Below are 14,147 nucleotides of genomic sequence, written 5' to 3' on the forward strand. Positions count from 1 at the left end.
ACCCGATCGGACCCTGCTACTTCTCGCGGCCGGTGAACTGGTCCATCGAGTGGTAGACGCCGACCGTATCGAGGAACAGGTCGCGCAGCTTGATCGGCAGCAGGCCGGAGAGCGCCTTGTTCAGGCGCGAGGTCCACGGCAGCACGACCAGCGGCGTGCCGTTCTTCATCTCGCGCCACGAGGTGTCGACCACCTTGTGCTGTTCCAGGATCGGGGTGAACAGGAATCCCTTGGCGCCCTCGAACATTCCGGTGTTGATGTAGGTCGGGCAGACCGTGGTGATCGTGACGTGATCGTGGCCGGCTTGCTCCAGTTCGATACGTACCGAGTCCGACCAGCCCAGCGCCGCCCACTTGGACGCGGCGTAGACGCTCATGCGCGGGTTGGACACCAGACCCGCCGAGGACGCGATGGTCAGCACCCGCGCCTCGGTCGTGCCCGCGACCATGGCGGGCAGGAACTCCAGCGTGACGTACATCGGGGCGAGCGAGTTGATCGCCATCGTCTTGTCGATGTCGGCGCGGTCGCCGGTCTCCCAGAAGTAGCTGTTGCCGCGCACGATGCCCGCGTTGTTGACCAGGACGTCGATACCGCCGACCTGCTCACGAACGGATGCCGCCGCCTCCGTGATCGCCTCGGGCGAGGCCACGTCGACCACATGGTGATGAACGGCGCTGCCGCGGCCGGTCAGCTCGGCGGCGGTGTCCTTCAGAGCGGCCTCGTTGATGTCCCACAGCACCACCGCGTCGGCGCCTTCTTGTACCGCGCGCTCGGCGAACAATTTGCCCAGGCCCATCGCGGCTCCCGTGACCAGAACCCTCTTGCCCGCAACCGTGTCCAGTTTCATCCGTACTGCTTCCTGATCCGTGAGTCGTGGGAGTTACTTCTGCCGAAGCGTTTTCATGACGCCGAAGTACAGCGTCATCGTCTTGGCCCATACCGCTTCGGACATACCGGGCAGCGGCGCGATCGGCAGCATCCGCTGCACCGCGATGGTCTGGGTGTCGATGTACTTGAGCAGGCCCTCGGGACCGTGCCTGCGTCCGGTGCCGGAGATGCCCAGCCCGCCCGACGGCGCGTCCGCGCTGCCCCACGCGGCGATGAAGCCCTCGTTGACGTTCACCGAGCCCGCGTCGATCCGCGCCGCCACCGCGCGGCCGCGGCTGGTGTCCTTGGTCCAGACGCTGGCGTTGAGGCCGTAGGCGGTGTCGTTGGCCTGTTCGACGGCTTCGTCGTCACTGCTCACGCGGTAGATCGAGACCACGGGGCCGAAGGTTTCCTCCCGGTGGACCGTCATCCCCGGCCGCACTCCGGCCAGCACGGTCGGCTCGTAGAAATACGGTCCGAGATCCGGGCGCGCGCGGCCGCCCGCGAGCACGGTGGCGCCCTTGGCCACCGCGTCGTTCACGTGCGCTGTCACCGTGTCGAGCTGGCGCTGGAAGGTCAGCGATCCCATGTCGCTGTCGTAGTCCAGACCGCCGCCGAGCCGGATGGCTTCGACGTGCCCGACGAACTCGGCGACGAAGCGGTCGTAGACGCTGTCGTGCACGTAGATCCGCTCCATCGACTCGCACAACTGCCCGGCCGAGGCGAAGCAGGCCCGGATGGCGATCTTGGCCGCGCGCGACACGTCCGCGTCGGCGAGCACCAGCAGCGGATTCTTGCCGCCGAGTTCGAGCGAGTATCCGATCAGCCGCTCACCCGCCTGCTGGGCGATGGTCCGTCCGGTCGCGCTGGAGCCGGTGTAGTCGACGTAGTCGGCGCGGGCGATCAGCTCGCCACCGATCACCGAGCCCCGGCCCAGCACCGCCTGCCAGAGGCCGCGCGGCAATCCGGCGCGCACGGCGGCGTCGATGGCCCACAACGCGGTGAGCGCGGTCTGGTTGTCCGGGCGTGCCACCACCGCGTTGCCGGCGACCAGGGCGGGCAGCGCATCGGAGGCGGCGAGGGCCAGCGGGTAGTTCCACGGCGAGATCACCGCGACCACACCCTTGGGCCGGTGCCGCACGTCGACCTGGGTGAGCACGGGAAGCACGCCGCGCGGTTTGCGTGTGGCCAGCAGCCGGGCGGCCACCGAGGCGTAGTACCTGGCGTTCACGGCCACGTCGCCGACCTCGTCGAAGGCGTGCGCCCGCGCCTTGCCCGTCTCGGTCTGCACGATGTCGAGGATGGCGTCCTGCTCGGCCAGCACGATGTCGTGGAACCTGCGCAGCACCGCGACCCGCTCCCGGACCGGACGCCGCGCCCACTCGCGCTGCGCCTGCCGCGCGGTGGCGAACGCGGTCTCGATGTCCTCGGTGGAGGACTGCGGCAGGTCGGCGATCTTCGCGCCGGTCGCGGGAGCGAACACCTCGACAGCGGGGGCGCCGCCGGCGACGGCGTGCGCGAGCAACGGCTGCACCAGCGACGAGGGCAGCGCGTCGGCGGTAACCGGCTGCGAGGTGGTCGTCATGGGCGGTCCTCTCGAGGACGTGGGCTACGCCGCAGGCGCGCCTCATTAAATGAACAGTGGTGTTAGATTAATGTTCATGTCACACCTCGTGTCAAGCTGTTCGTCGTGGCGCACAGAAATCCCGGGGGCCGCGTTGTGAGGCGGCACGATGTCGGCTGAGTCCACGACCGCGCGGCGCGGAAGGCCGCCGCAGACACAGGAGCAGGCCGAAGAGGTCCGCGCCCGGATCGTGCTCGCGACCGCGGAAGTGTTCACCCGCACCGGATCCCGGGGCCTGAGCGTCGCGCAGATCATCGAGCAGGCGGGCTTGGCCCGGCCGACCTTCTACCGCTACTTCGGTAACGCGCACGAACCGCTGCTGGCGGTGCTCGACGTCTCCAACGAGGGGTTGGTCGGCGGCATCCGCACGGCGCTGACCGGCACCGACGAGCCGGTCGAGCTGGGCATCCGGCTGATCGACGCCTACCTGGACTGGGCGCGCGGGCACGGCCCCATGCTGCGGCCGCTGTTCGCCGAGCTGCACGATCCCGGCTCGCCGGTGTCGGCGTACCGGGAGCGCGCGCTCGACGACATCCGCGCCCTGGTGCGCGAGACGTTCACCGAGTTGGGCCGCCCGGTACCGAGCCCGCTCGATCTGGACGCCGCGCTGCACCTGTGCGAGTACGTGGTCTACCGGATCTCCGCGGGCACCGCGCCCGGCGCCGAACCGGACGCGGAAACCGTCGCGGCGGCTCGCCTGACGATGATCCGGGTGCTGCTCACCACGCTCGGCACGCGGGCGGATCTGGAGTACGCGTTGACGCTGCCCACGATCTTCCCCGCCGAGCCGTAGACCGGCCCGCCTGCGTCAGCGCGGTATCGGGGTGACGGGGTTGCTGTCGATGACGCGCTGCTCCACCCGGTGGATCAGGTCGTGCACGCGCGGGTCGCGCGCCAGCCTGCTGTCCAGCACCACGTTGATCACGCCGCGCAACAGCGCGTAGGGCTCCCACTGCGGCGGCGCGATGGTGCGCGGCGCGCGGCGGGCGATGCCGTCGGCGATGGATTCCGCCGCGTCGCGCACGGTGATGCGCACGTTGAGCGGCCACGGCAGCAACGCGCCCAGGTCGGCGCCCAGCTCGTCCTCGTCGAGGGTGCCGTGCGTCATGGCGGTGTCGACGATGCCGAAGTACGCCACACCCGCGGTGGCCCCGACCGCGGCCAGCTCGACCCGCAGCGCCCGCCCGAACTGCTCGACCGCGGCTTTGCTCACCATGTAGGGCGAACCGCCCATGCCGGGCGCGAACGCCGCGGCGGAGGAGACCACCACGACGTGCCCCTTGGCGGCGACGATGTCGTCCAGGGCCGGGTGCACGGTGTTGAACACCCCGGTCACGTTGATCCCGATGACCCGATCGAAGTCACCCGGGTTCATCGTCCGGATCGTCGCCGGCTGGGGCACCACTCCCGCATTGGCTACGACGACATCGATCCGGCCGAACCGCCGGCGTACCCGAGAGACGGCTTCGCGCATCCCTATCCGATCGGAGACGTCCGCGCGCACGACCAGCGCGCGGTCGCCCATGGAACGCCCGACCCCCGCGGCGGCGGCTTCATCGATATCGATGAGCGCCACCGAAGCGCCCGAGGCATAGAGCTTTTCGGCGAGCGCCCGGCCGATGCCGGTGCCCGCGCCGGTGATCATCACCACCCGATCGCGGACGTCCAGCCGGTTCTCGGCGGGCGGGGACAGCAGCTGACGCAGCAGGTCGACGACCACGGCGCTCACCCCGCCCGCAGCCGGTAGGACTCCGGATCGAATCGGCTTGTGCGCCGCCGGTACTCGAAACTCCAGTCCGGGTACAGGCCCGCGTTGCCGCCGTCGGCCGTCTGGTAGTAGCTGCGGCAACCGCCGGTCAGCCAGGCGGTGTCGCGGCTGCGCTCGGTCACCTCATCGAGAAAGGCGCGCTGCACCTCCTCGCGCACATCGATCCGCTGGATGTTCTGCGCACGCATGGTGGTCACGGCATCGACGATATAGCGCACCTGTGCCTCGATCATATAGATCGCGGACTGATTGCCCGCCGCACCGAACGGTCCGAGGGTGCAGAAGAAGTTCGGGAAGCCCGCCATGGTCGTGCCGAGATAGCTGCTCGGCCGCTCGCGGTACCGGTCGCCGATCGACTGCCCGCCCAGTCCGTGCACCCGGTCGAAAACCGCGGGCGGCACACCGAATCCGGTGCCCCAGATGATCGTGTCCACCGAATGTTCGGCACCGTCGGCGGTGACGATGGACCGGGCCCGGATCTCCCGGATGCCTTCGGTCACGACCTCGACGTTCGGTCGGGTCAGAGCCGGATAGTAGGCGTCGGAGAAGATCGCTCGCTTGCACCCGATCACGTAGTCGGGGGTGAGTTTGCGGCGCAGCGCCGGATCGCGCACCTGGCGTAGCAGCTGCAACCTCCCGAGCGCCTCGTACGGATGCCGGAACCGCTTGTCCACGAAGCCGACCAGGCCGAACCCTTCGATTCCGGTGTAGTACAGACCACGGATCGCTTTGCCGAGCACGGGCATCCGGCGCAGCAGCGCGCGTTCGGCGGACAGCGTGCGGCGATCCAGCCGCGACACGATCCAGGGCGCCGAACGCTGGAACACCGTCAACGTGCCGACCACCGGCTGGATCTCGGGAATGAACTGCACGGCGGAGGCGCCCGTTCCGATCACCGCGACGCGCTCCCCGGTGAGATCGTGCTCGTGATCCCAGTGCAGCGAATGGAATTGCGTCCCCGCGAAGGTCTCCGCGCCCGGTACCCGCGGGATCTGGGCCTCGCTGAACGGCCCGACGGCGGAAACGAGCACATCCGCGGTCAGATCACCGCGACCGGTGCGAAGCCGCCACAGCGTGGCCGCGTCATCCCAGCGCGCCTCGAGCAACTCGACCCCGAACCGCATGTGCCGCACCACGTCGTTGCGCACCGCCACCGACCGGAGATACTCGAGAATCTCCCGCTGCGTGCCGTAGGTGCGCGACCAATTCGGATTGGGCGCGAAGGAATACGAATACAGGTGCGAGGGCACATCGCAGGCGCAGCCCGGATAGGTGTTCGCCCGCCAGGTGCCACCGAGATCATCCGCGCGCTCGAGCAGCAGGAAGTCATCGATCCCCGCCTCGCGCAGCGATACCGCCAAACCGATACCGGCTATGCCCGCACCGATCACAGCGATCGGCACGTGCTCCGGATCCGCAGCTTCGGTCATGTCTTCCTCCCACCCGCGGGCGCCGTTGCCCGCCGAGCTCACAGATCCAATTCGAGTTCGCCGCCACGCGCCCGGGAGACGCAGGTCAGCATTGCCTCCGCGCGGTCGGATTCGAGCAGCGACCGGTCCCGGTGGTCCACCGCGCCCGCGAGCACCCGCGTCTTGCAGGTGCCGCAGAAGCCCTGCTGACAGGAATAGGCCACGCCGGGCAGCACTCGCCGGATCGCGCTGAGCGCGGACTCGTCGGCGGCGACCTCCACGTCGAACCCACTGCGGTGCAACCTGATCCGGAACGGCTCGCCGTCCCGCACGGGCAGCGGCGAGAACCGCTCGGTGTGCAGCGAGGCCGTCGGCTCGTGCAGGGCGAGCACCGCACGCGCGGCCTCGGCCAGCGGCGGCGGCCCGCAGACGTATACCGCCGCGCCGGGCGGCGTCTGCTCGAAGATCATCCGTGCGTCGGGTACGCCGAACTCGTCGTCCGGCCGCACCACCACGTCGCCGCCGGTGTAGCGGGCCAAGTCGTACAGGAAAGGCATGCGCGAGCGGGCCCGGCCCAGGTACATCAACCGCCAGGGCACTCCGGCGCGCTCGGCCGCGGCGACCATGGGCAGGATCGGGGTGATCCCGATGCCGCCCGCGACGAACAGGTAGCTCGGCGCCGCGACGAAGGGGAACGCGTTGCGCGGACCGCGTACGCCCAGCCGGTCACCCGCCCGCAGCTCCCGATGGATCTCCGCGGAGCCGCCCTCGCCGTCGGCGATGAGGCGCACGGCGATGCGATAGAACCCACGGTCGGCGGGATCGTTGGTAAGCGAATATTGGCGCTGACGACCCGAGGGCAAGAAGACGTCCAGGTGCGCGCCGGGCGTCCACGCGGGCAGCGCACCACCCTCCGGGTGGCGCAGCCACAAGCTGACCACCCCGTCGGCCTCCTGCCCGATCCGGTCGATGATCACCTCGAAGTCGTAGCCGCTGCGCCGCACCGGACGGGGTCGCGAAAGCAGCCGGGCGGCATCGCCTTCGACGAACAGGCGCTTGTAGGCGTCGGCCGCCGAGCCGATCAACCGCAGCGCGGCGCCGGGTTCGAACCGCTCTCCGACGGCGGTCACTTGTTCGCCGCCCGTGCCGCGGGCGACTGCGCGAGGTAGCGCAGCGCGTTGTCCATCGGGCCGAGCTGCGAGGGGTGGAAGCCCGGTCGCAGATAGCGCGGGATCTCGGTGAGGAACGTGGTGAAGCTCGGCACCACACCGCGCACCGACGCGCTGGCCAGCTGGAGCGGCCAGAATCGTCCCTTGTGCTTCGACGGGTCCTTGTGGAACAGGTAGCCGCCGGAGATGACGAACAGGACGAGCAAGCCCGCGCTCGCGATGAGCGCCTGCCTCGCCTTGCGGGCGTATCCGCCGTCGACGTGCATGTACGCGTCGTAGACGACGCTGCGGTGCTCGACCTCCTCGGCCCCGTGCCAGCGGATCAGGTCGAGCATCGCCGGATGCATGCCCTTGGCTTCGAGCTTGTCGTTGGTCAGCAGCCACTCGCCGATCACCGCGGTGTAGTGCTCCATGCCCGCGAACAGCGCCAGCCGCTCGCACAGCCACTCCCGCTTGGCCCGCCCGCTCAGGCCGTGATCGCCGAGGACCCGGTCGACCAGCCAGGTCACCCGGTCGACCATCGGGCCGACGTCGAGGCCGAGCCGCTCCAGTTGCTCGCGCGCCTTCTCGTGCGAACTGGCGTGCATGGATTCCTGGCCGATGAAGCCGCGGACTTCCTCGCGTAGCCGCTCGTCCTCGATCAGCGGTAGCGCTTCGGCCAGCGCCTGCGCCATCGCGCGCTCGCCTTCGGGCAGCACCAGGTGCATCACGTTGATGATGTGGGTGGCCATCGCCTCACCGGGGATGTAGTGCATCGGCACCGTGGCGAAGTCGAACTCCACGGCTCGCGCGGTGATGGCGTGAGTCTGGTCGGCGTATACGGCGGCAGAGCCCATCTCGCACCCCTCGTAGTCGATCGGTGTCTTCGCAATGTATTGGTGACATCACATGCTGTCAACATCACATGATGTCAATTCGATCGCTATGAGAGGATGACGCCATGGACGAAGCCGACGGGTCGATTCCGGGCATGCGCCGCTGGCGCGGGCAATCCCCCGCCGATCGCGTCGCCGCACGCCGGGAACAGCTGGTCGAGGCGTGCACGGAGCTGATGTCGACCGTCGGCGCCGCCGAGACGTCCATGCGCGGAGTCTGCCGCCAGGCCGGACTGACCGAGCGCTACTTCTACGAGAGCTTCCAGAACCTGGACACGCTGCTGACGACAGTGCTGGACACGGTGGTCCTCGGCGCGCGCGACCGCCTGCTCGACGAGTTGCCCAACGCGCCCATCGAACGGGACGCGATGTTCCGCCACATGGTCGCCGTCTTCACCGACTATCTGCTCGAGGACCGCCGCCGCGGGCGGATCATGTTCGTCGAATCGCAGGCCACTCCGGTGCTGATGCCACGCGCCAACGAACTCATCGGCTTGTTCACCGCGCCGATCGCGCTGACCATCAGCGCGGGCGACTACACCCAACCGGTCCCCGACGAGCACGACTACGCGCTGAACGCCAGCGCCATCTTCGGCGCGCTGGCCTATCTCTATCGCCCCTGGCTCGACGGCGAGATCCCCGTCTCCCGGGAACGTTTCGACGCGCACGCCGCGGACGTCATCGAGCGGATCGCCACGGCGCGCTCGTCGCTGAGCACCGAGGCCTAGTCGCGGGCGCCCGGCGCCCGCTCGAACCGCATGACCCGGTCCGCGATCCGGCCATAGCGCAAGGTGACCAGATCGCGCAGATAGTTCATGCGCAGCCGCCACGGCGCCCGATCACCTTGCACCGGAAACAGGTTCGCGGCGCGCCGGACATAACCGGGAGTGAAGCCGCCGAACAGCGACTCGGCGCCCACCGACGGGTCGCGGACGGGCACGCACCGCACATATCCGTGTTCGTCCATGTGTTTCAGCAGCCGGACGACGTACTCCGAGACCAGGTCCGCCTTCAGCGTCCATGAGGCGTTCGGATAGCCGACGACGAACGCGAAGTTCGGTACGTCGGACAGCATCATCGCCTTGTAGGCCATGCGTTCCCGCGGCGCCACCGGCGAGCCGTCCACGACCAGCTCTACACCGCCGAAGGCCTGCAGATTCAGGCCCGTCGCGGTGACGACGATGTCGGCGTCCAAGCTCGCGCCGGAAGCCAATCGCAGACCGTGCTCGGTGAAGGTCTCGATCCGGTCGGTGACCACGTCGAGCAGGCCGTGGCGGATGGCGCGGAAGAAGTCACCGTCGGGTGCGAGGCACAGCCGCTGGTCCCACGGGTTGTACCGGGGCGTGAAATGGGTGTCGATGTCGTAGCCCGCGGGCAGCCAGCGCTGCTGCCAGCCGCGGATACGCTTGCGCGTACCCGCGGGATCGCGCCTGCTGAGCTGGTAGAACGCGGTGGCGATCGCGATGTTCTCGGCGCGGGCGAGCGCGTACGCGGCACGCGGGGGCAGGAAACGGCGCGCCGTGAGCGCCAAGCGATCGCGTGCGGGCGCGGAGATGACGTAGCTCGGGCTGCGCTGCAGCATGGTCACCCGCGCGCCTCCGGCGGTGAGCGCGGGAGCGAGCGTCACGGCGGTGGCGCCGCTGCCGATGACGACCACCCGCTTACCCGCGCAGTCGAGGTGCTCCGGCCAGAACTGCGGATGCACGATGGGGCCCGCGAAGCGCTCGGAGCCGGCGAAGCCGGGCGAGTATCCCGTGTCGTAGCGGTAGTACCCGGCGCACGAGAACAGGAATCCCGCTGTGATCGTGACGGTTTCGCCGGTGTCGGTGCGCTCCGCCCGCACCGTCCAGAGGTTGTCGGCACTCGACCACTCCGCGCCCAGCACGCGATGGTGGAAGCGGATCCGGCGCTCGACGCCGTGTTCGGCCGCGGTCTCGCGCAAGTAGGCGAGGATGTCACCCCCTTCGGCGATCGACTCCTCGCCCAGCCACGGCTTGAACCGGTAGCCGAGGGTGTACATGTCGGAGTCGGAGCGAATGCCGGGGTAGCGGAACAGGTCCCACGTTCCGCCCAGGGCGGCCCGGCTCTCCAGGAGCAGGTAGGTCCGCTGGGGCAACGCCCGGCTCAGATGACAGGCCGCGCCGATGCCGGAGAGACCGGCGCCGACGATGAGGACGTCGACATGCTCCACACCGGTCGCCATAACCCCTTCCTCCGATCACCGACGTACGTCCGGGCACGCCGCGGCGCTGCACCCGTCTGCCCTGAGCCTATCGGGCCAGGTGACAGGTTCGAGACACGCATCGGAGCCGAGTCATCCGGGTTGCGTGTTCCCTTACGCCGCAACAGGGTTCGATGCGCACACCGGAGGGACACATGCGCGATACCGAGCGGTCGCACACGCCGCGATCGTAGTGAAGTCACTCACATCCGCCGAGGGAGCCGTCCCGGCGACCACTCACGAATTGCCACCATCCGGCAATAGCCGATCGCTTGCCGTTCCGAAAGCGTCGCATCGACCCGCGCACGGCGGTCCACCGCGCCCGGGACTCGAAAAGCCGCGCCAAACCGAAACGGGCAGTCACATCGCAATACTGCGAACGCCATAGCCAGGGGGTCACCGGTTAGTGATACCTCACGAAACAGATACCTGCGCGAGTGATTCCCGTCTCAGACGCATGGCCTCCACGGGATATAGCCATTTGTTGTTACTGTCGGGTAGTGTTCAATGCACCGACGATCAGAGTCGATCCGGAACCGTATATGTCAACGATTTCAGGAGCGCTCGTGTCTCCCCATTCTCGTTTCGAATCCATCGGCGCCTATCTGCCCTCGACTGTCGTTACCACCGAGGAGCTGCTGTCCCGGATGAAGGAACCCCCTTCGTTCGATCTGGAGAAAATCACCGGCGTCCATGAACGCCGGGTACGCGACACTCGACCGCAAAGTTACGAAGACTCCTTCACCCTGGCGATGAAGGCTGTCGAAGACTGTCTGTCCAGGTCACAGTACGGTCCAGAGGACATCGACGTGATCATCTCCACCTCGATCTCGCGAGGCAAGCATGGCACCCGCATGTATATGGAGCCCTCGTTCGCGATGTCGATAAGCCGTCTTATCGGCGCGAAGAACGCCATTGTCTTCGACATTTCCAACGCCTGCGCAGGAATGCTCACCGGTACTTACATCCTGGACCGTATGATCCGATCCGGCGCCGTCCGGAACGGACTCGTAGTCAGCGGCGAGGCGATTACCGAAATTGCCGACACCGCGGTCCGCGAGATTTCCGAGAAGTACGATCCGCAGTTCGCGGCGTTGACCGTCGGCGACTCCGGATGCGCGATCGTGTTGGACGAGGCCGTCGATGAAAACGACGTTATCCATTACATCGAGATGATGACCGCCGCGGAGTACGCGCACCTGTGCCTCGGCATGCCGAGCGACAAATCCCAGGGCGTCGCGATGTACACCGACAACCGCCGGATGCACAATGAGGACCGCTTCCTGCTCGGCACCAATACCCAGCGTAAATTCCTCGAGGCGCGGGGCAAGACCTTCGCCGACGAGAAGTTCGACTACGTCATCCACCACCAGTTCGGCGCCGCCGCAATTCCGTGGATGAACGCCATCGCCGAACGGGAGTTCGGTAGCCCGATGCCGCCGGATCTGCGGGTCATCGAGAAGTACGGAAACACCTCCACCACTTCGCATTTCATCGTCCTGCACGATCAGCTCAGCGAGCAGAACCTCCCCGCGGGATCGAAGTTGCTGCTGGTGCCCGCGGCCTCCGGCATCGTCACCGGGTTCGTGTCCACCACCATCTCGTCGCTGAAGGTCTGAGGTCAGTCATGAGCGTGCGCATCAAGTCCACCGGCATCAGCCGATCCGACGACACCTACAGCATCGTCGAACACACCGCCCGCGCTGCCAGGCAGAGTCTGGAGCGCGCCGGAATTCGTTCCGATCAGGTCGGCCTGCTGATCAACGCGGGCATCTTCCGCGATGCGAATACCGTCGAACCCGCGGTGTCGGCGCTGATCCAGAAGGCGGCCGGGATCGGCCTGGAATACGCCAAAGACGACCCGAGGACCTTCTCGTTCGATCTGATGAACGGGGCGGTCAGTGTCGTCAACGCGATCCAGGTGGCCACCTCGGTCCTGGAGACCGGTAGCGCCGAGCACGTGCTGATCGTGTCCGGCGACACCCATCCGTCGATGACCCGCTCGGTCGCCGACGACGAGTTCCCGTACTCCACCTGCGGCGCGGCGCTGCTGCTCGAGCGCACCGACGAACCGGACGGCTTCGGCACGGTGCACACCGTGAAGGGTGAGGGCACGCCGGCGGTCGAAGGCTATCTCGACATTTCGACGATGGGCGACCGCGGCCGCAACCTGATCACCGTGGAGCGGGAGCCCGGCTTCGAGGACCGCCTGCTCGAGGTGGCCCTCGACGCCGCGCGCCGAGCGCTCGCCGAGTCGGACCACGCCTCGCTGAGCGAGATCGCGCTGATCGCGTCGACGCCGAGCCCGGAGTTCCCGAAGAAGCTGGCCGCCGCCCTCGGCATCGACCAGCGATCGGTCCGCCTACCGGATCTGCGTGACGGCGACCCGCACACGGCCGCGCTCACCGCGGCCTACGACTCGGCGATCGTGGACGACGGCCTCGCCGAGTACCGCCAGGTGCTGTTCGTCGCAGCGGGCGCGGGTCCGGCGGCAGCGGCGGTGCTGTACCGGTTGCCCGTGTTCGCCGGGGCGCCTGCGTGACAACGGGAACATACTGGCAGGCCATCGATCGGTTTCGTGCGGTCGTCCGCACTGACCCCCACCGTGTGGCGGTTCGCTACGCGCACGGGGTCGGCCCCGATGGCCTGCCGGCCTACCGGCATCTCACGTATCGCGAGCTGGACCTGTGGTCGAAAACGATCGCGGGACGGCTCTCCGAGTCGGGTGTCGGCACCGGAACGCGCACGATCGTGCTGGTACTACCGAGCCCCGAGCTGTACGCGATCATGTTCGCGCTGCTCGAGCTCGGGGCGGTGCCGGTGGTGATCGACCCGGGCATGGGCGTGCGGAAGATGCTGCGCTGCCTGCGCGCCGTGGACGCCGAGGCGTTCATCGGCATCCCGCAGGCGCACGCGTTGCGCGTGCTGTTCCGGCGCAGCTTCCGCACCGTCCGTACCGCGGTCACGGTCGGCAGACGCTGGTTCTGGCGGGGCGAATCGCTGCGGGCATGGGGCCGGACACCAACGGTTCCGGTGCCACCCGGCAGCCCGGCCACCGACGACGACCTGTTGCTGATCGCGTTCACCACCGGTAGCACGGGACCGGCCAAAGCCGTGCAGATGACCTACGGCAATTTGGCCGCGATGGTCGACCAGGTGCACATGGCGCGCGGAGAGATCGCGCCGGAGGCTTCGTTGATCACCCTTCCGCTGGTCGGCGTGCTCGACCTGCTGTTGGGCTCGCGCTGTGTGCTGCCGCCGCTGATCCCGAGCAAGGTCGGAGCGACCGATCCCGCCCACGTGGTCGACGCGATCCAGAACTTCGGCGTGCGAACCATGTTCGCCTCCCCCGCCGTGCTGATCCCGCTGCTCGAGTACCTGCGTGCGCACCCGGTTACGTTGTCCTCGCTGGACAGTATCTATTCCGGCGGGGCTCCGGTCCCGGACTGGTGCATCGCGGGGTTGCGCGAGGTGCTCCACGAGGACGCCGAGGTCTTCGCCGGGTACGGATCCACCGAAGCGCTGCCGATGTCCACCATCGAATCCCGCGAACTGCTGGACGGACTGGTCGAGCGAGCACAGCACGGCGAGGGCACCTGCGTCGGCAGACCGGCCTACCAAGTGCAGGCGCGGATCGTGGCGATCACCGACGAGCCGATTCCGACCATGGCTCGGGCCGAGGAACTGACCGGCGAGCTGGAGACCACCCGCGGCATCGGCGAACTCGTCGTCACCGGGCCGAACGTCAGCACCGGTTATTACTGGCCGGAGCAGGCCAACGCGCTGGGCAAGATCATCGACGGCGATCGGATCTGGCACCGCACCGGCGATCTCGCGTGGATCGACGAGCAAGGCCGGATCTGGTTCTGCGGACGCAAGAGCCAGCGGGTGGTCACCGCGCATGGACCGATGTTCACCGTTCAGGTCGAGCAGGTGTTCAACACCGTCGCGGGCGTGGCCCGTACCGCTCTGGTCGGGATCGGCCCGCGTGGGGCACAGCGGCCGGTGCTCTGCGTCGAAGTGAAGCCGGGCGCCGACCCGGACTTCGTCGAACCCGCGCTGCGGGCCTGCGGCGCACAGTTCGACCTCACCAGGACGATCGCCGACTTCCTGGTCCATCCGTCCTTCCCGGTCGATATCCGGCACAACGCCAAGATCGGACGCGAACGACTCGCGGTGTGGGCCGCCGAACGGCTCGGAACGGACGCATAACA

At 68.1% G+C, this 14,147-nt stretch carries 12 protein-coding genes; 5 read left to right on the forward strand and 7 right to left on the reverse strand.

Annotation, left to right across the window (positions count from 1 at the left end; all coding sequences use genetic code 11):
• Nucleotides 1-16: 16 nt before the first annotated feature.
• A complete protein-coding gene (locus ON19_RS17445; RefSeq protein ID WP_043693365.1) occupies nt 17-847 on the reverse strand; it encodes an SDR family NAD(P)-dependent oxidoreductase in 831 nt (276 codons plus the stop codon).
• Between the two features lie 33 nt (nt 848-880).
• Nucleotides 881-2,452 carry a succinic semialdehyde dehydrogenase gene (locus ON19_RS17450; RefSeq protein WP_043693368.1) on the reverse strand — a complete coding sequence of 524 codons (1,572 nt, stop codon included), beginning with the start codon at nt 2,450-2,452 and terminating at the stop codon, nt 881-883.
• A 148-nt stretch (nt 2,453-2,600) separates the two neighbouring features.
• On the opposite strand from ON19_RS17450, the gene ON19_RS17455 reads away from it, so the two are divergent.
• Nucleotides 2,601-3,284 (forward strand): TetR/AcrR family transcriptional regulator, encoded by a 684-nt coding sequence (locus ON19_RS17455; RefSeq protein ID WP_043693371.1) that lies wholly within the window; start codon nt 2,601-2,603, stop codon nt 3,282-3,284.
• A 15-nt stretch (nt 3,285-3,299) separates the two neighbouring features.
• Here the strand turns inward: ON19_RS17455 and ON19_RS17460 are convergent, their stop codons facing one another.
• Genes ON19_RS17460 through ON19_RS17475 form a run of 4 tightly spaced genes read right to left on the reverse strand, consistent with a single transcriptional unit; the run spans nt 3,300 to nt 7,673 of the window.
• The gene (locus ON19_RS17460; protein ID WP_227954704.1) at nt 3,300-4,211 is read right to left on the reverse strand and encodes an SDR family oxidoreductase; all 912 of its coding nucleotides are present in this window, start codon (nt 4,209-4,211) and stop codon (nt 3,300-3,302) included.
• A gap of 5 nt (nt 4,212-4,216) precedes the next feature.
• Nucleotides 4,217-5,689: a flavin-containing monooxygenase gene (locus tag ON19_RS17465; protein ID WP_043693495.1), complete on the reverse strand. Its 1,473-nt coding sequence runs from the start codon at nt 5,687-5,689 to the stop codon at nt 4,217-4,219.
• 38 nt (nt 5,690-5,727) lie between these two features.
• The gene (locus ON19_RS17470) at nt 5,728-6,798 is read right to left on the reverse strand and encodes a PDR/VanB family oxidoreductase (RefSeq protein WP_043693374.1); all 1,071 of its coding nucleotides are present in this window, start codon (nt 6,796-6,798) and stop codon (nt 5,728-5,730) included.
• Nucleotides 6,795-7,673, reverse strand: a complete 879-nt coding sequence (locus tag ON19_RS17475) for a metal-dependent hydrolase (protein ID WP_043693377.1) — start codon at nt 7,671-7,673, stop codon at nt 6,795-6,797. Before ON19_RS17475 ends, ON19_RS17470 begins: the two co-directional genes overlap by 4 nt.
• A gap of 104 nt (nt 7,674-7,777) precedes the next feature.
• On the opposite strand from ON19_RS17475, the gene ON19_RS17480 reads away from it, so the two are divergent.
• Complete coding sequence (locus ON19_RS17480) at nt 7,778-8,440, forward strand: TetR/AcrR family transcriptional regulator (RefSeq protein ID WP_043693379.1); 663 nt, start codon at nt 7,778-7,780, stop codon at nt 8,438-8,440.
• Here the strand turns inward: ON19_RS17480 and ON19_RS17485 are convergent.
• Complete coding sequence (locus tag ON19_RS17485) at nt 8,437-9,915, reverse strand: flavin-containing monooxygenase (protein WP_043693381.1); 1,479 nt, start codon at nt 9,913-9,915, stop codon at nt 8,437-8,439. The two genes, ON19_RS17480 and ON19_RS17485, sit on opposite strands and share 4 nt — an antisense overlap.
• 560 nt (nt 9,916-10,475) lie before the next feature.
• Here ON19_RS17485 and ON19_RS17490 point away from each other — a divergent pair.
• The 3 genes from ON19_RS17490 to ON19_RS17500 are packed head-to-tail and all read left to right on the forward strand — an operon-like array spanning nt 10,476 to nt 14,145.
• Nucleotides 10,476-11,552: a 3-oxoacyl-ACP synthase III family protein gene (locus tag ON19_RS17490; RefSeq protein WP_043693497.1), complete on the forward strand. Its 1,077-nt coding sequence runs from the start codon at nt 10,476-10,478 to the stop codon at nt 11,550-11,552.
• 8 nt (nt 11,553-11,560) lie between these two features.
• Nucleotides 11,561-12,475 (forward strand): beta-ketoacyl-[acyl-carrier-protein] synthase family protein, encoded by a 915-nt coding sequence (locus ON19_RS17495; protein WP_043693384.1) that lies wholly within the window; start codon nt 11,561-11,563, stop codon nt 12,473-12,475.
• The gene (locus ON19_RS17500) at nt 12,472-14,145 is read left to right on the forward strand and encodes a fatty acid CoA ligase family protein (protein WP_043693387.1); all 1,674 of its coding nucleotides are present in this window, start codon (nt 12,472-12,474) and stop codon (nt 14,143-14,145) included. The genes ON19_RS17495 and ON19_RS17500 overlap by 4 nt, the downstream gene beginning before the upstream one ends.
• The last annotated feature ends 2 nt before the right edge of the window (nt 14,146-14,147 follow it).

Origin of the sequence: Nocardia abscessus NBRC 100374 (assembly GCF_000308455.1) — a bacterium.
Lineage (GTDB): Bacteria > Actinomycetota > Actinomycetes > Mycobacteriales > Mycobacteriaceae > Nocardia > Nocardia abscessus.